Annotated in this window: 19 protein-coding genes and 1 riboswitch; of the genes, 7 read left to right on the top strand and 12 right to left on the bottom strand. The window is 58.2% G+C overall.

Translation table 11 applies throughout. From position 1 onward, the window contains the following. Nucleotides 1–341: 341 nt before the first annotated feature. Nucleotides 342–1,355 (bottom strand): LysR substrate-binding domain-containing protein, encoded by a 1,014-nt coding sequence (locus tag ACQKRQ_RS14415; RefSeq protein ID WP_427477712.1) that lies wholly within the window; start codon nucleotides 1,353–1,355, stop codon nucleotides 342–344. A 192-nt stretch (nucleotides 1,356–1,547) separates the two neighbouring features. On the opposite strand from ACQKRQ_RS14415, the gene ACQKRQ_RS14410 reads away from it, so the two are divergent. Genes ACQKRQ_RS14410 through ACQKRQ_RS14400 form a run of 3 tightly spaced genes read left to right on the top strand, consistent with a single transcriptional unit; the run spans nucleotide 1,548 to nucleotide 2,649 of the window. After that, the gene (locus ACQKRQ_RS14410) at nucleotides 1,548–2,066 is read left to right on the top strand and encodes a flavin reductase family protein (RefSeq protein ID WP_427477710.1); all 519 of its coding nucleotides are present in this window, start codon (nucleotides 1,548–1,550) and stop codon (nucleotides 2,064–2,066) included. Between the two features lie 45 nt (nucleotides 2,067–2,111). Continuing rightward, complete coding sequence (locus ACQKRQ_RS14405) at nucleotides 2,112–2,360, top strand: CDGSH iron-sulfur domain-containing protein (protein ID WP_427477709.1); 249 nt, start codon at nucleotides 2,112–2,114, stop codon at nucleotides 2,358–2,360. Continuing rightward, a complete protein-coding gene (locus ACQKRQ_RS14400) occupies nucleotides 2,260–2,649 on the top strand; it encodes a CDGSH iron-sulfur domain-containing protein (RefSeq protein WP_427478339.1) in 390 nt (129 codons plus the stop codon). The genes ACQKRQ_RS14405 and ACQKRQ_RS14400 overlap by 101 nt, the downstream gene beginning before the upstream one ends. A gap of 268 nt (nucleotides 2,650–2,917) precedes the next feature. Here the strand turns inward: ACQKRQ_RS14400 and ACQKRQ_RS14395 are convergent, their stop codons facing one another. Genes ACQKRQ_RS14395 through andAc form a run of 4 tightly spaced genes read right to left on the bottom strand, consistent with a single transcriptional unit; the run spans nucleotide 2,918 to nucleotide 6,262 of the window. Next, nucleotides 2,918–4,126: an NAD(P)/FAD-dependent oxidoreductase gene (locus tag ACQKRQ_RS14395; RefSeq protein WP_427477707.1), complete on the bottom strand. Its 1,209-nt coding sequence runs from the start codon at nucleotides 4,124–4,126 to the stop codon at nucleotides 2,918–2,920. 27 nt (nucleotides 4,127–4,153) lie between these two features. After that, nucleotides 4,154–4,483, bottom strand: coding sequence for an anthranilate 1,2-dioxygenase ferredoxin subunit AndAb (gene andAb / locus ACQKRQ_RS14390; RefSeq protein ID WP_408282472.1), 330 nt, complete (start codon nucleotides 4,481–4,483; stop codon nucleotides 4,154–4,156). 12 nt (nucleotides 4,484–4,495) lie between these two features. Beyond that, nucleotides 4,496–4,972: an anthranilate 1,2-dioxygenase small subunit AndAd gene (gene andAd / locus ACQKRQ_RS14385; RefSeq protein ID WP_427477705.1), complete on the bottom strand. Its 477-nt coding sequence runs from the start codon at nucleotides 4,970–4,972 to the stop codon at nucleotides 4,496–4,498. Between the two features lie 18 nt (nucleotides 4,973–4,990). Continuing rightward, a complete protein-coding gene (gene andAc / locus ACQKRQ_RS14380; protein ID WP_427478337.1) occupies nucleotides 4,991–6,262 on the bottom strand; it encodes an anthranilate 1,2-dioxygenase large subunit AndAc in 1,272 nt (423 codons plus the stop codon). Nucleotides 6,263–6,465: 203 nt separating this feature from the next. On the opposite strand from andAc, the gene andR reads away from it, so the two are divergent. Beyond that, nucleotides 6,466–7,431, top strand: a complete 966-nt coding sequence (andR, locus tag ACQKRQ_RS14375; RefSeq protein WP_427477703.1) for an anthranilate 1,2-dioxygenase regulatory protein AndR — start codon at nucleotides 6,466–6,468, stop codon at nucleotides 7,429–7,431. Between the two features lie 238 nt (nucleotides 7,432–7,669). Here andR and ACQKRQ_RS14370 read toward each other — a convergent pair whose 3' ends face one another. Next, nucleotides 7,670–9,859 carry a TonB-dependent receptor gene (locus ACQKRQ_RS14370; RefSeq protein ID WP_427477702.1) on the bottom strand — a complete coding sequence of 730 codons (2,190 nt, stop codon included), beginning with the start codon at nucleotides 9,857–9,859 and terminating at the stop codon, nucleotides 7,670–7,672. A gap of 532 nt (nucleotides 9,860–10,391) precedes the next feature. After that, a riboswitch (yybP-ykoY riboswitch) is annotated at nucleotides 10,392–10,574 on the top strand. A 9-nt stretch (nucleotides 10,575–10,583) separates the two neighbouring features. Between ACQKRQ_RS14370 and ACQKRQ_RS14365 the strand changes: the two genes are divergently transcribed. Continuing rightward, entirely contained in the window at nucleotides 10,584–11,174 is a 591-nt protein-coding gene (locus tag ACQKRQ_RS14365) for a TMEM165/GDT1 family protein (protein ID WP_132374566.1), read from the top strand. Nucleotides 11,175–11,332: 158 nt separating this feature from the next. Here ACQKRQ_RS14365 and ACQKRQ_RS14360 read toward each other — a convergent pair whose 3' ends face one another. Next, nucleotides 11,333–11,560, bottom strand: a complete 228-nt coding sequence (locus ACQKRQ_RS14360; RefSeq protein ID WP_427477700.1) for a hypothetical protein — start codon at nucleotides 11,558–11,560, stop codon at nucleotides 11,333–11,335. Between ACQKRQ_RS14360 and ACQKRQ_RS14355 the strand changes: the two genes are divergently transcribed. Beyond that, nucleotides 11,559–11,750: a hypothetical protein gene (locus ACQKRQ_RS14355; protein WP_427477698.1), complete on the top strand. Its 192-nt coding sequence runs from the start codon at nucleotides 11,559–11,561 to the stop codon at nucleotides 11,748–11,750. The genes ACQKRQ_RS14360 and ACQKRQ_RS14355 overlap by 2 nt on opposite strands. A 374-nt stretch (nucleotides 11,751–12,124) precedes the next feature. After that, nucleotides 12,125–12,358: a hypothetical protein gene (locus tag ACQKRQ_RS14350; protein ID WP_427477696.1), complete on the top strand. Its 234-nt coding sequence runs from the start codon at nucleotides 12,125–12,127 to the stop codon at nucleotides 12,356–12,358. 147 nt (nucleotides 12,359–12,505) lie between these two features. Here ACQKRQ_RS14350 and ACQKRQ_RS14345 read toward each other — a convergent pair whose 3' ends face one another. The 5 genes from ACQKRQ_RS14345 to ACQKRQ_RS14325 all read right to left on the bottom strand — a co-directional run bounded on the left by ACQKRQ_RS14345 (nucleotide 12,506) and on the right by ACQKRQ_RS14325 (nucleotide 15,254). Continuing rightward, the gene (locus ACQKRQ_RS14345; RefSeq protein ID WP_427477694.1) at nucleotides 12,506–12,757 is read right to left on the bottom strand and encodes a hypothetical protein; all 252 of its coding nucleotides are present in this window, start codon (nucleotides 12,755–12,757) and stop codon (nucleotides 12,506–12,508) included. A gap of 149 nt (nucleotides 12,758–12,906) precedes the next feature. Continuing rightward, nucleotides 12,907–13,419 carry a low affinity iron permease family protein gene (locus tag ACQKRQ_RS14340; protein ID WP_427477692.1) on the bottom strand — a complete coding sequence of 171 codons (513 nt, stop codon included), beginning with the start codon at nucleotides 13,417–13,419 and terminating at the stop codon, nucleotides 12,907–12,909. A gap of 273 nt (nucleotides 13,420–13,692) precedes the next feature. Continuing rightward, on the bottom strand, nucleotides 13,693–14,097 hold the full coding sequence (locus ACQKRQ_RS14335; protein ID WP_427477691.1) for a GFA family protein: 405 nt from the start codon (nucleotides 14,095–14,097) through the stop codon (nucleotides 13,693–13,695). Between the two features lie 319 nt (nucleotides 14,098–14,416). Beyond that, nucleotides 14,417–14,953: a hemerythrin domain-containing protein gene (locus ACQKRQ_RS14330; protein WP_427477689.1), complete on the bottom strand. Its 537-nt coding sequence runs from the start codon at nucleotides 14,951–14,953 to the stop codon at nucleotides 14,417–14,419. 106 nt (nucleotides 14,954–15,059) lie between these two features. Continuing rightward, nucleotides 15,060–15,254, bottom strand: coding sequence for a hypothetical protein (locus ACQKRQ_RS14325; protein WP_132374561.1), 195 nt, complete (start codon nucleotides 15,252–15,254; stop codon nucleotides 15,060–15,062). Nucleotides 15,255–15,618: the final 364 nt, after the last annotated feature.

The following is a 15,618-nucleotide window of genomic DNA, read 5'->3' as shown; positions in this document are numbered from 1 at the left end:
ACCGATGAATTTTACAAAATCGCTGCTTGCGTGACGGCACGTTCTATTGATTGAGTTGGCCGTACCATGCTCCGTGCATGACTCAAAAGTGCCCAGCCATTATTCAGCGCACAAGGCTCCGGACTGGAACACCACATTCCGAATCTGGTCATCCGGGTTTTCACGGTTTTAGCGAGAACGTGCCTATGGGATTCGGTAAAAGATTTCTTGCACCGCAGGACGCCAGTGCGCGGATCAGCCAGCGTTCAGATTTGGCGTGGAGACGCGGCGCCACGTTTCACTCGTGGAGCGCCGAAGCGAATGGATTCCCCTCTCGGGGAAGGAGGTCAGCGCAGCGAGATCTACCGCGTTTCGCTGCTGAAATGAGTGGCCAGAAAGTCCACGAATGACCGTACTTTTGGCGACAGCGTTCGGTGCCGTGGAAAGACCGCGTTGATCTCCCGCTCGCCTCTTTCCCAATCCGGCATCACGCGCACCAATCTGCCATCTGCTATGTCTTGACGACACAGATAGTCAGGCAACCAGGCCAATCCCGATCCAGACAACAGGACTGTCCGGAGTGTGCTCGTGTCATTGGCAAAGAAGCGCGGATGGACGCCGACGGTCGACAACTCCTCGGCTCGGCGCAAGCGCCACTCGGACGGGCCGTCGGCAATGTCGAGGAGAAAATGGGCCGGAAGATCTTCCGGCGACTCAGGTGTGCCGCTCTTACGGAGATAAGCAGGAGTTGAAACCAGGACCAGCCGGGCACTCCCCAGTCTTCTTGCAATCAGTCTGGAGTCTTCCAGTGTGCCTGTCCGAATGACGACATCCATTTCGTCCGTCAGCGGCTCCATCTTATTGCTGGTGAGCTCCAGGGACACCTGGACGTCCGGATAGGCCGCGAGATAGGCGGGGACCAGCGGCGCGATCATGAACTGCCCGGGCGTCACTGGCGAGCTGACCCGCAGAAGTCCTCGTGGCGTCAGTCGCACCTGCCCGACCTTCTCCTCCGCTTCTTCTACGTCGTCGAGTATCTTCCTTGCAGACTCGGCGAATAGCAGACCGGTATCCGTTAACGCCACCTTGCGATTGGACCGGATAATCAGCGCCACGCCCAGATGCTCCTCAAGCCGCGACAGAGACCGGCTGACTGAAGATTTCGGCATCGCAAGCACCCGCGCTACCGCACTGAAGCTCATCAACTCGGAAAGTTTCGAAAATACGCGAATGTCGATGAGTTCAATCATAGGTTTCTGGATGCCGAACCGTTGAAGCTGACGCCGTTCCCGATTGCAACAAAATGCTTTCCACTCGGCAAACTGCAGTTCATTCCTTATCTGTCGACTTGTAGCGGTGACAAAAATATCTGTCAAACCGGGATTTCCAGCACTCTTTGAGAGCGCTGCTCAACCGTTCGCCTTTGCATTCGCTCGCCACCTTGTTCCTCGCATGGAACGTGACGTTTCACGGTTCCGTCTTGATATCGCGACCGGCGAGTGCAACGATAGGACTTGACCAGCGTATGCAGGCGCGCGCTCCCACAAACCCCAACTACGAGGCTAGTGTTGAAGATCGATCCCGAAGAGTTCCGCAAAGGACTCCGAGCCTTTACGACGGGCGTCACCGTCGTTTCCATGCCTGACGGCCAGGGCGGCATGCACGCGATGACCGCGAGTTCATTTGCAGCCGTTTCAATCGACCCTCAGCTGGTAGCAGTCAGTATCGCGAAGACTGCGAAGTCGCATGCGTTTCTGTCGAGCGACAACTATTACGCAATCAACATTCTGGCTGAAAACCAGGGCTTTCACGGCCACTACTTCGCTAACCGGATACCCGAGCGCTGGGATCCTCCGCATGAATGGATCGCGGACACGCCTATTCTCACCGGGACGATGGGCTGGTTTCTATGCCGTCGCTGGGCCGCATATGAAGGCGGTGACCACACCATTCTGGTTGGCGAAGCATTGCAGATTCACCGCACGGATGATCGACCGCTAGTTTGCAATCGCGGCACTTTCTATTCGCTGGGTCAGCCGGTGGACGCCGTCCATCCGGACCTGCAAGCCGTTGGTAAATCCGATTGATAGCGGCAAGCGACGTCACTTACTACGACACAGCGGACATTCTCCATGACCAACAGGGTTCAAATAGTAGACAACGGTCCCATGCAACTGACGGGCGACTTCGAACTTGTGGATGACAACGGGCAGATCGTACGCGCTCGCAAGGTCTACACGTTATGCCGATGCGGCCTGTCAACGCGGCTACCGTTCTGTGATGCATCGCACGAGACTGCCGGCTTCGCGAGTTCTCCGAGAGGACCGCAAAGCGAAGCCGGCTCCGCTCCGACGTCGAATACCAGCGTCGCTCCGCAATAATCAGGTTCCACTTGGCACTGCTATGTCTATCGTCAAAGGTCAAATCATGGACGCCGGCCCGCTTCATCTGGTCGGCGAGTTTGAAATCGTCGACGCGTTGGGCAATCGCTTTCCGAACAGTGGCATCTTCAGTCTCTGTCGATGCGGGCACTCGGAGAGCAAGCCCTATTGCGATGGTGCGCATCGGGCGCAACGGTGGTCGGGATGCGCCGCGGCCGCCGCACCTGTTCGAACGGAAACCAGTCCGCCTGCTCCGAACGGGCATGTGGGTGAATCGAACCCTGGCTGAACCAAGGCGTTCTCGAGCTTACTGACGGCAATCCGGTGGACTAGATTCTGCCTCGAACTTTGAACTCGCTGTCACCGCCTGCGGCGGCCACGCTCGAAATGACCGAGCCTGCATCAAGTGGAGAGCCGGTCGCAGCACTGGCCGCCTACCGCACACGATCCGCATTCCCCCAGACTACACACAATAATTTCGTTCGCGGACAATGAGAGCGAAAAGAGGCCAACCTTGCATTCCGCAAGATCGGCCTCTAGAGAAACACCGCAGGCAGCTATCGCTTGAGTAGCGAGCGAAGCGAGACGGACGTATCGGCCAACTGATTCGCGTCTACCGGACCACCAGCGACCATTCTTACGAATATGGCCATGTCCTTGCCATTGTTGACCGTTACCGCGGCCCGTACGTTGCCGGCGTCATTGAGGCCGATCATGCTGAAAGTGCCATCGGAAATCGCACCGCGCAGGACCGCCGTATGAGCACCTTCGAAAGTGCCAAGCGATTGCACATTACAGTCGTATTGATCCGACCAAAGCCATGGCGTTTCATCATAGCGCTCGGTCGCACCGAGCATGTTGGCGGCCGCCACTGCCGGCTGCTTCTCCGCAACCTGCCAGGATTCGACACGCAAGTGACGTCCGATCGAGGTGACGAAGTGCTGCGTGACCTCGCCGGCAGCGAAAATGTCCGGGTCGGATGTGCGGCATTCGTCGTTGACCACGATGCCATCTCTAACCTCGAGTCCGGCCTGCTGAGCCAGCTCCGTGTTCGGCACTACACCAATGCCGGCCACGACTACGTCCGCGAACAGTTCGCCTTCGCTGGTTGCAACGCGCACCGAACCGTCGAGCGCCTGCCGGATATCCGTGACCTGCGCTCCAAGGCGAAATTCCACGCCGCGACTGACGTGGAGTTGTCGCATGAACTCGCTGACTTCCGGCGGCATCGAGCGCTTGAGCAACCGGTCAGCCGGTTCCACGAGCGTCACTGCGCATCCTCGGCCGATGGCGGTTGCCGCGACCTCCAGTCCAATGAATCCGCCTCCCACGATCACGACTCGCGCCCCTTGTGCGAGCCGCATTCTCAGATTCCGGGCATCGTCGAGCGTGCGCAGGTAATGCACGGGACCACCTTGCAATTTTCGGACACGCGATCCGGTCGCCAGCAGAAGACGGTCGTAAGCGATCTCCGAACCATCGCTCAAGGTGAGCAAACGGTCCGTGCGATTGATCGCCGTGACTGTCAGTCCCAGCCGCACTTCAATGCGCTGGCTGCGGTAGTAGTCGACGTTTCGAATAAACGCGTGCCGCTCCCGCTCTGCGTCGAGCAGCGCATCTTTCGAAAGCGACGGCCGGTCATACGGCAGATGGGTTTCATCACCAATAATGCAGATGCGCGCGTCGGGCGCGCGCTCGCGCAACACTTCCGCCGCCCTGCGGCCGGCTTGACCGCCACCGACAATAACAAGATTTTGATTCTGCATAGATCAGCTCCCGCAGTTGCCCGACCGTCACTCTGTTCCGCTACTGCCGATTTCCACTCGACCATTGACCACCCGAATCGGATACGTGCGAACCGGTTCGGTAATCGGAGCAGAGCACGGTGCACCCGTACGCAGGTCAATCAGCCCCTGGTGAAGCGGGCATTCGACGCAGCCGTTCTCGACGAATCCCTCCGACAGGCGCGCATGACCGTGAGAGCACAGGTCGTGCAGCGCAAACCATTCGCCATCAGCGCGGAACACCGCTACCGGATGGGCGCCGACGGCAACCTGAGCCGGCTCGTCCTCCGCAAAGTCACTCGTCGCGCCCACGTCAACCCACTGCATAATTTCCGACATTCAAACCTCCATTCAGATCGGCGTTGCGAGCAGCGTCCGTACCCGCGACGTGTCGTAGATCACACGCTTTTCAGCGTAGCGCCAGCCATCGGGCGTCCGAACCACGCGGTCAAGATAACGACCCGCCTGGTAGACGAACGACTCACCGTTTGTCAGCGTTTGAACGACGACGTAACTGCTCTCCGTGCGTACTTCATCTGCGGAATGTTCGAGGACCGTCAAACCGGACGTCATGTGACGGTAGGAGTGTTCTTCGAAGATGTTTGCGTTACGCAACGACACGACCCGATCGCGCAACATGCGCTGATTCGTGCAGTGAATGATGCCGATTGGCAAGCCGGCGTCGTCATTCTCGCGGGGAACGATCTCGTACAGGCAGTCCTCGACGAAGAAGTCGGGCCAGGCTTCGAGCCGATCATTGTCCAGCGCGTTGACGTAGCGGCTTTGCAGCATATGGAGGTCAATCCAAAGTTGTGTTTCCTGTTCCATCTCTCGACACCCCTTGATTCAATAACCCATGAGCTTCTGATAGCCGACCCAGAATTTGCGGATCAGGCTTTCCGTAATGACCGTGTCCTGCTGATCGGGATTTCCACGCGACATCTCGATGACCGAGGTCGCGTCGGCGTCGCGCACCGTACCTTGCTGCACGAGTTCGGTGGCCTCCGTATCCTCCATCGAGATGTACCCTGCCGGTCCGACGAGGTTGGCCTGCTTGATGCGCAGCGCACGCATTTCCGGGGTGTCGTCCGTATAGCCGAAGAAGTGGAAAATCAGCTCGAAGCTGTCCGGCCCCTTCGCCAGCAATTGACGTGCAACCAGCGTGTTGTGAATCTGCTGGATCACCAGTTGCGGGAAAATCGGCTGGATGTGATTGGTTGTGTCTTCTTCGAATTCGGGAACGAGCGCAAGAATCGAATCATCTTCCAGCGCGAAGCCCTCGTCGAACGAGCGGATGTTTTGCTGCTTGTACGCGCTCGACGTGTCGTCCTCCGTTTTCGTCACGGTAATGATGCTGTGCAGGCCATGATTCGCATCCGGGATCGAACGCGCCTTCATGCCCACGCGGAAGATGTTGAAGGTGGTGTGAAAGAGATGCAGCATGCTCGCGTGGTACGGATCCTTCACGTTCTCCATGTAGAGCTTCCAGTTCGATCCGGAGAACTGGCGCGTGCAACCGAGATATTCGATGGGCTTGTGGAAGATGCGGTCGATCCACGGGCGCATTTCGTTGCCAAGGTATTCCGGCAACGGAGCCACTTCGCTGCTGAACGTGGCGAATACGAGGCCGCGATAGGTCTCGACACGCAGTTGCTTCAGACTGTGCGCCTTCGGATCGAAGTCCGCGGGCATCCCGGACATGCCTTTTTGCCCGCGGCGAAACGGAACGCCGAGCAGATTGCCGCCGTTGTCGAAACTCCACTGGTGATAGACGCAGGTGTGCGACGTCGCGTTGCCGCGCGCCTTCCGGCAAACCATCGCACCTCGATGCGCGCAGCGATTGACCCACGCAGCAACCACGCCGTCTTCCATGCGGGTAACGACAACCGGCGTATCGCCAACGAACGTGCTCTTGAAGTCGCCGATATTCGGAATCTCAGCATCGAGGGCCACAAAGTTCCATGTCGGGCCGCGGAAAATCCGTGCCTGCTCCCGTTCGAATACCGCTTGAGAGCTGAACACCTTGTACGGGACACGCGAGCCGTCAGTGTGCGGAAATCTGACGAAATCATCGTCCAGTTCGGCGGCTGGCCGCAGGAGTATCTCAGTCGTTTGCATCATGCTTCTCCATGTTTGGAATATCGCCATGGAGGTATGCTGACGCTGCCAAAAAGCATTCGCTATCCGTTTCCGGTGGGAACTGGATGCGCTATCCATTTTCGGCACGTTTCGTCGGGAAGGGTGAATCGTGTTTCGCCGTGGCCATTTTTAAGCCACACTTCCACAGTTGAATCATTGCAGCACTTACCTATCGGTTAGTCATGCTCACGTCTCCGTTTAGCGCGCCGGCCTTGCGCGAATTCAGACTCTTCGAATCCGCTGATCTCGATGAAACGCGTGAGCGCATCTCCCGTGTGATGCAGCCCCACCTTCTCGTGCCCTCTGGCGCAAAGGCTGGCCTCTCGCATATGGACTTTGTCAGGCTCGGCGGCGTCGGGATCGGCACCATTGCGTTCGGAACCGCAATGCGCGTTGATGTCGAAGCGGTTGACGGCTATCACCTGTTGATGTTTTGCGTCACCGGTCAGGCGAAAGTACGGACAAGAGGGCGAACTGTCTGCGTGGATCAGTCGAACGCGGTGCTATGTGCTGCGGGCGAGGCGTTCGACGCCGTTCTTTCGCCGGATTGCGAGCAGTTCATTCTGCGCATTGACACTGATCTGCCAGGCTGTCAAGCGTGGTCCGCGCGCCTCGGCCTCGGCCTCGGCTCGCACATTCACGTCGACAGCCCGGCGCTTGGAGGCTGGATGCAGCAACTCAATCTGATTGCCAATTCCTCGGCTCTGCTCGATCTGGCTCGAAAGAATGATGGCGTTGGCAGGCAAATGGGTCGACTACTGCTGGAGTTGCTGACGCCAGGCCACACAACCGCGGCGCCTGAGCCGAATCGTCGGACGGCGTCGCCAGGCTTCGTTAAGCGGGCCGAGGATTACATGCGCGAACATTGCGGAGAGGTCTTGAGACTGCCGGATATGGCAATGGCGCTAGGGTTGGCCGAGCGGACACTGCGTGATGGCTTCCAGCAGTTCCGGGGCATCAGCCCCACGCAGTATCTACGACAAATACGTCTCGACAAGGCGCACAAGATTCTTCGTGAAGCGACAGCCGGCGTCTATGTCTCAGACGTCGCTCTGGATTGCGGCTTCATGCACTTAGGGCGATTTTCGATCGAGTACAGGAAACGATTCGGCGAATCACCGTCCGATACGCTCGCGCGGCGGATGTAACTCCAGGGATGATAAAGGTCGTGGCGGTCGCAAGGATGAGTGCCGCCCCAGGTTTCGCCTGACTACTCGGCTCGAGGAAGGCTTTCTCGAGTCCTTGCGGCGGTCACTCGTGAGCTGATCCGGGTGACCGCTCGCGACCGCGAACGTGACTGGTGACGCAAACCGCGTCACTGTCTCAACGTCTATTCATGAATCCAGTTGAGCGCCCGCGACTTCACCGGCCGACAAGTCCCGAGGTTCAAAAATTGGCGTGAAGGTTCACAAACGCACTCAACGATTCACCGACATACGCTCCGGCAGCATTTGCAGCAATGAAGTAGCGCCGATCCGTGAGATTGTGAATGTTGAGGTCGACGCCCCACCGGTGCGTTTCATAGCCAAGCGCGGCATTCGCAATCACATACGACGGAATGGAATTGGCGTTCGTGATGTCGCTATAGGTCTTGCTGACATAGTTGACGCCTGCACCGACATGAAAACCCGGCAGGCCCGCGATGGAAAAGTCATACGTTGTCCAGAGGTTCGCAATGTATGCAGGCGCGCCTTGCGGACGATTGCCCACCGACGCCACCCCTTGCGGATTGTCGGTGATCTTCGCGTCTTGCGCCGTGAAATTGGCGACGACGTGCCACTGCGAGGTAATGCTTGCGTCAAGAGACGCCTCGGCGCCCTTCGTCCTCTGACTGTCGAAGACGACGCTTTCCACATTGTTGATCGTGGTCAGCGCAGCCACGTTATCGCGCTCCACGTCGAACAACGCCGTATTCAGGACATACCGGTCGTCGAGAAACGAGAACTTGATGCCCGCCTCGTATTGCAAGGCGGATTCCGGCGCGCCGATTCCATTTTGCGTGTTTTCGGAGTTGAAGTTGGCGAGATGACTCTTCGACACGCCAAAGTACGGCGACATCCACGGCAGTGCCTTGTACAGCACGCCAATGTTCCAGCTCACCGGCGCATCGTTGCGTGAGTCGGTCACACCGGCGACCAGCGGCTGCCCTTCTGTGTCGAAGCGGCCAGGCACCGTGATATTCGGCGTGAGCGACGTGTCCCACCAGTCCTTGCGCACGCCCGCGCGAACTTTCAGCTTGTCGGTCACGTCGATCTGATCGGTTGCATAAACGCTGTAGTAATTTGCAACCAGGTGATCGTTATCACACGAATGCTTCGCGTCGCAAAGAAACGCCAGCCCGGCGAGCGACGTCTCCGGTGGCACAGGAGCGAATGCGTTCGGTATGTTCGGCAGATCCGCCGTGGTGCGCTCAGTATCGATCGTCTGATGCTGATATTCGAATCCCGTGAGCAGCGTGTGTTTGACGCTGCCGGTCCCAAACCGCCACACCGGCTCCAGCTGATAGTCGAAACTGTTATCCGAATCATCCTGCCGCCGTAGCTGCCGGCCGACCACTTCATTGCCGCTCACCTTCGTACTCGTGCTATCGCCATTGCCGAGCACATCGAGGCTTCGGTGCAAATACGAGAAGCGGTTATTGATAGTCAGAAAGTCATTGACCTTCCACTCGTCGGTGAGCGTCGGGCGGACGTAGTCGCCGCGCGCGAACGCAAAGGGCGTCGAATACTTCGAATCGATTGATACGTTCGTGATGGGTGAGCCATGAAAATAGATCAGACCATACGAGTCAGGCGTTTCGTGAATGTCGCGCGCATCGAGTGAGAAATTGATCTTGTGATTGTCGAGCTTCCATTCGAAGGCGGGTCTGATTTCCTCGTCACGGCTCGCCAGATCGCGAAATCCATCGGAACGCGATACGGTTGCATCGACCCGATAGTTCAACCCCGATATGCCTGTTGGTCCCGTCACGTAGCCGCTACCGGAGATCGTGCCAAACGAGCCCGACTGTATATTGCCGCCGTAGTGGAAGTCGGAAGATGGCGTGTAGTGGACGATATTGATCGTGCCTCCCGGCGGACCACTGCCGAACAGCGCCGACCCCGGGCCTTCCAGAATCTCGATGTGCTCGACACCGTTCAACGAATGCGAGATGCCGCCCAAAAGGTCTCCGTCGGAGAATCCGTCGTTGTAGATCTGCGCGTTCAGGCCGCGAATCAGAAAATGGTCGTAATAGCCCTTCGTATCCTGACCACCGACATTCACACCGCTGGCGTTGCTGACGCCTTGCCGAAGCATCGTCGCGCCCTGCTCGGTCATCAGCGCGCGCGGGATCACCTGCACGCTTGCCGGCAAATCCTTGAGCGCGGTTCCTGTCTTGCTTACGGCGGCAACCTGGTCTGGGTCGTTCACGTTATCGTCCTGAATGACTTGCCCGGGTGTTGCCGCGCGAACCTGTACGGGCGGCAGTGTCGGCGCGTCGGCGACACCGTCCTGTTCGCCGCCCGATGGCAGTGAGTCCTGTGCCGCAGCCGAATGCGCCAGCGTCAGTGCAATAAGTGAAGTGGTCAGTCCCACGCTCGCCCTTTTCCCAAACCTTCGGACATCCACTTTCTTCACGTTTCATTCTCCTGTCTCATTTGTCTGTTGCCGGTTCGCGACCCTGCTTGCGCCCCTACGTAGCGGCTGCCAACGCAAGCGCGTCCGCATAGAAATCCTTCTTCAGAATGCAAATCATTACGATTTATATTCATAAGAAATCTGATTTTTCTTCCTGTTATTCAAGGTTGAGACCCCCGTCGACGGAATCTGCCGTGGAAGTCCACTTCGTGCCGTTGCAACTCGTCGCCCGCTCTTGCCCGCGTCTGGCTGACAAAGCGAAAGGGAACCATGACGGCTCCCTGTGAACGGTATCGGTAGGATTTTTATTCCCGCTGGACGAGCGCCACCAATTACAGTCGGTTACAACGGCCCCAATGCTCGCCCTTAACTGGCGCCCTTGCCTCCGTCTGCCAGATTCCGCATTCGTAACCTCACGCCGTTCCGTCTCGACGCACTGGCTTTCGGAAAGCTGACGATTTGCGTTACCGGGCCAGGACACTGTAGAATCGCCCCTCTCATTGGGGAGTAGCCGCCTCGAGCGCAATGTTCGAGGGTGCCCGTCAACATACTTGGTGGTCGACAGACCGCCATGGCGTGCACAGCACTATGCCTGGCAAGACCGATGACTCGCATTCCGACCTGACCGGGTCGCCGGAATGCGCGTCATCGCGTACTTATTGCGCGGCCCGGCCCACAACCTATGCAATCGTTCCTCGTTTCGACCAGCGTGGTCGGCCTAGCCGAAATCGGCGACAAGACCCAACTGCTGTCCTTGGTGCTCGCTGCCAGATATCGCAAGCCCATTCCGATTATTCTCGGCGTCTTTGTCGCAACGCTCGTCAATCATGCGGCGTCCGGCGCGTTGGGGGCATGGCTCGCGAGCGTTCTGAGCCCCACGATCCTGAACTGGGCGGTCGTCGCATCATTTGCCGTCATGGCCGTCTGGATTCTGATCCCCGACAAGCTCGACGGTGCCGAGGCGGTGTCGACCAGGCATCCGATGGGCGTGTTCGGCACCACGGCTCTAACGTTCTTTCTGGCCGAAATGGGTGACAAGACGCAGATCGTAACGATCGCTCTGGCTGCGCGATTTCACGAGTTCTTCGGGGTGGTCGCCGGCACCACGCTCGGCATGATGCTGGCAAACGTGCCCGTCATCTACCTGGGGCACAAGTTCGCCGACCGTCTGCCAACCAAGGCGGTCCACATTCTGGCCGCCGTCATCTTCGTTGTCCTCGGTGGCTTTGCCCTCAGGACGGCGCTATATCCGCACGAGCACCCGCTGTTCTAGGTCGAAGGGTTGCTTTTGTATGATCGAGGCGCGTGCCGTCCGCGGTCGCCTGAGATGCCCTCCAAGATCACAGAGCCGGCCCCGAAATCTGTTGCCTACGATGTTGGACCAGTTACTTCAGCACGGCTGATAAACACGCTCTGACGAACGCTAAAGAGTCAAAGTGCCCGCACTGCCTCGCGGGCACTGTTTTGATGAACACCTTTTGCAAACACGCGAAAGGATGCGTTGCCGAAGATTTCCAGCGTGCCGTTGCGCGTTCGAGAAAAAAGCAGCCCTACCGTTCCGGTTTTCACCTTTGTAAAGGAAAGCGTGCTTGCATCGGGCGATGGGTATACAGTCAGTACATGGGTCGCACTTAGTGTCCCTTGTTCTGGAATCATCATGCGATCACAAATCAAAAATGCAGCACGTACGTCTGGCAACGTGAGCGAATATGCTCTGTCGCGTCAGGCACAAGCACTCTCCCTCGAACAGGCGGATCGTGCACGGGCGGAAAAACGACGCGTCAATGATGCCCGCATCGATTCAAACGCAAGCAAGTGGCGCTATTCAGCGCCGTCGGCAGAGCGTTGACGCCGAGGTCTCTGACCACATCCACTTGATTGACCGGCAAGCCTACTGGCATGCGGCACGCGGCCGTTTCGGATTCGCACACTGACTGCAGGGCCTGAAGAGTCAACGGCGGCACTTGCCACTGGCTCAGCGAACGCGTTTCTGTATCGTCCTGTCCGAATCGTGTCTCGCCGCTTTCACTCGTTGCTTCGGTCGGTGCAACGCAACTATTCCGGACGTCGATGCCGGCGGCACTTCGTGTACGAAAAAGATCGTACGCGCTGACGTGCAAAGAAGAGCGTGCCCCGAACTACGTATGTGCCCCGTCGCCGACGCTATGGGACGGATGCCGACATCCCGTTGGTGAAGCCGTTTTCTTTTGGTAGGAGAGAATCATGAATGATGATCAGGTCAATACAGAGGAATTGGAAGAAAACAGAAGGCGAAGAGAAGCCGCGGAAAATGCGACGGATGATGGCATGCCAGTGGTTGTGGAAGAAAAGGAGCGCGACACGGACTCGGCTCAATTCGTAACGACCAAACGATGGATCAGGCACACGGGAAATGCCCGTAGGAACTGGATATTCACGGGCCTGCGGCGGAACTCGATCTTGATTCGCCACGTATGAATGCCTCGCAGCGTCGTTGTCCATTTCCACGCGAGAAACAAGGCTTTCGCGGTACGGCACCGTACGGACATGCTCCCGCATGCCAGATAAAGTGGAAACGACAATTGCAATGGTGCAGTGATGCACCGCGAATCGCACATATGGCCGTTAAAGCGTCCATGTGGTGATTTCCATTTGGATAGTGTCGATATGGGCGAAACGAAAATTTCGCTGTCGCATGTCCACATCCAGATGTTGATGGCCGACAGCGTATGCGTATAGAGGCTTGAGCACGGTCCGTGACGCGCTCGGCATGGCTATGCGCGGCAATGGCCAACGCCAAAAACGGTGAGTGATCATCGAATACCAAGCGGTAATTCGTTGCCTGCGCGCTTCGGCCGCTTCGTCGGCGATCTCCACACCCTCCTTTCCGAGGCTCCCGGCACAGCCCCACGCAATCGCCTAAACCGGGCGAGCGACTCGCCTTCCACCCTGAACGCCCGCTCACAAAAGCGAGCCATGAAACGTTGATGCAACGCTTCGCGCGACACTGTTCGCCAGCACTGAAGTCAACTCTCGACGGGATGCCCGGCAAGTCCCTCTACTACGCCGCCCTTTCCGGGCGAACCTTGAGCATCACACTGAGTGGACAAACGTAGGTAAGCTGCTGCCAGCCTTCGGAGTTCTTCCTCAGACGCGTCCTCGATGCCGATCAGATTGTTGTTTGCGGCTCGATGCGAGGAAAGCAGCTCATTCAGCTTCAGATGCAACGCGACGCTGTCTTTGTTCTGGCTCTGCTGGATCAGAAAGACCATCAGAAACGTAACGATGGTGGTCCCGGTGTTGATGACAAGTTGCCATCCGTCCGAGTAGTGAAAGATAGGCCCCGTAACCACCCAGGCAACGACTGTCAGCACGGCGAGAGAGAACGCAGCGGGTGATCCGGCCCATCGCGTGACGAGGCTTGCAAACCGGTCGAATACACGCGTTAGCGGGTGACGGCCGGCGTAGGCAGGACTCGATGTGTCTGGAACGGTGTCGAGTTCGTCAGTTGGCGAAGGGGCGACAGGTTGGGTGGTCATGACCGGCTCCAGAAGGTTGCGCGTCTCATCTTTTGCAAACTTTATGCCGCGGCGGCCGGTTGGATTCGGTCTGCAAGGATAGAGCCGCGGCTGACATCGATTGATCGCTCACAGCGGCGCCCGCGTGGATTGCGCTATGGCAACTGATACCGGCTTTGTACTTCTTGCCTGGTGAGAGCACATCCAGATCCAGCAAGCAAACCGCGTTCGGCACTGGGAGTGCGACCGTAGCATCCACGCCATCAAACTTCCCCTGCTTTCATCGAACAAGCGTCATGGTCCGTTCTCGTTATATTCGGCGCGCACTCCGCCGGGCAGCCACGGCTCTTTATGGCAGCACCAAAGCTCGTAGCTCGGCTCATACAGGCCGACGCGGTCGAAGCCTCCCAGCGGGAGATCCAGCTCGTCGCTGCCGAGGTATTCCATGAACGCGACCGAACCACATGTCGGGCAAAAATGTCTTCGCGCCTCAGGCGAACTCTGCCACGCCTGCGTAGCGCCGGAAAACTCCACAGCGCCACGCTCGAACATGGCATAACCGCCGAACACGTTGCCATGTATTCGCCGACACGTCATGCAGTGACATATCGACACTCGCCGGGGCCGGGCGCTGACGCGGAATCGCACCGCGCCGCACGCACATCCGCCGGTTTCTTCGACTGATTCACTCGTAATCACCACGCCCTCCTTCGCGGACTCCGAGGACCGCGCACCAGCCTTTACTTGTCGCGCTTCATCGAAATCGTCGCGCCCGACTTGCGCCCCCGGCTCGACGCAATCGCTGCAGCCTGTTTGTACAGGCTTACCCTGTTCGTCTTGGCCTTGCTACTGTGCGACACAGTGTCCTCCGACGTTGAAGAGGCAACCGCTCAACGAAGCGGCTGCCGGGTAAAACGACGGCAGCATACAGCGTGCCTTTCTCGCGGCAGGCTGCTCCAGCGTTATATGTTTTCGCGTATTTGCCAGGCGTTCGCGACCCACTATCGCTTTGCTAAGCTTAAAGCGCCGCCGTCTTATCGCCCACCGATCGGCTCCCCACCGCATCGAGCTTGCTCTGCAGTTCGGCCTTGCGTTTCGCCATCTTCTCGCCCAGCGAGCGCAGATTACAATTCGACTTGCGCAGTTCCGGAAAGAGTTCCCCCTCCTCTTCCTCGACGTGATGCCCCACCATCTCGCTCATCACCTTGAAGGTCGCATCGAAGCCTTTATCGCCCGCTTTCATCGTTTCAAACTTCGCGATCAGCGTCTTGACGAGGAAGTGCTCGACGTACGCTTCTTCGACGTCGACCTTGTCGCTGCCAGGCAGAGCTTCCTGCGCCGCAGGATAAAGCAGTTCCTCTTCGAGCATCGCATGAATGGATAGCTCTTCGCAGGCGCGCTGCACGAGCGCCGACTTCGCTTCAAGATCATCGTCCTCGGCTTTCTCGAACGCCGTGAATAATTTTTCGACCGCGCGATGTTCCGCCTCGAGAAAGGCTAATGCATCATGCGCGCCGGATTCAGTCGCCTTGTTGTCCTGCTTTGTCGCTTCCATGCTGCTCTCCTCGGTGATCGGGTTTAACGGTTGAACGCTTAATCGCGCAAGCATCATGCCCAGTCACGGTGGGTTCTGCCGAAGTGATCGGCCGGACGTGTTCGCGTCAGCCCGACTGCGCGAATGTACAACTGGTGTGTTCAATTCGCCGTCGGTCGGAGAAGCGATTTCCGCCGGTAGTCGCCGTCTCGCGCGCGCGATCTGCCGATTTACGTTCGGCAGGATCGATTCCGCGCTCGATTTGCACCGGCGCGCCGATCGCGGTCCGATAGGTATGCCCGTTGCGATCTTCGTTCGGCATGAACTGGACAACCCCTATTCGACCGGGCCTGACATGAAAAATCCGTGGATGAAAAAGAATCCCTTCCTCAGCATGTGGTTGAGCGGCGCAAATGCAGTGGCGGGTTCAGCGCGCGGTCACGCGACGGCGGCGGCGAAGCGCGGGACCACCGCTTTCTGGACCGCTGCGCTCGCGCCGCCGAAACCCAAAAAGAAAAAACGAACGCGTCGCTGACCCTGGTCGCGTGCGGCGTGTCGAGCTCGATGGAGCGTGCGATTCATCAGACCATGCCCACCCGCTTCCGAGCGAGCGACGCGCGTAAACCAAGCCTATCAACAGCCGCAGCGGCGCGCCAGCAGCTTCTTCTGCCCGGCGCATGTGTAAT

Origin of the sequence: Paraburkholderia sp. NPDC080076, from assembly GCF_050281145.1 — a bacterium.
In the GTDB taxonomy this organism is placed as follows: Bacteria; Pseudomonadota; Gammaproteobacteria; order Burkholderiales; family Burkholderiaceae; genus Paraburkholderia.
The sequence above is the reverse complement of the archived record's forward strand: the minus strand, read 5'-3'. Positions and strand labels throughout refer to the sequence as shown.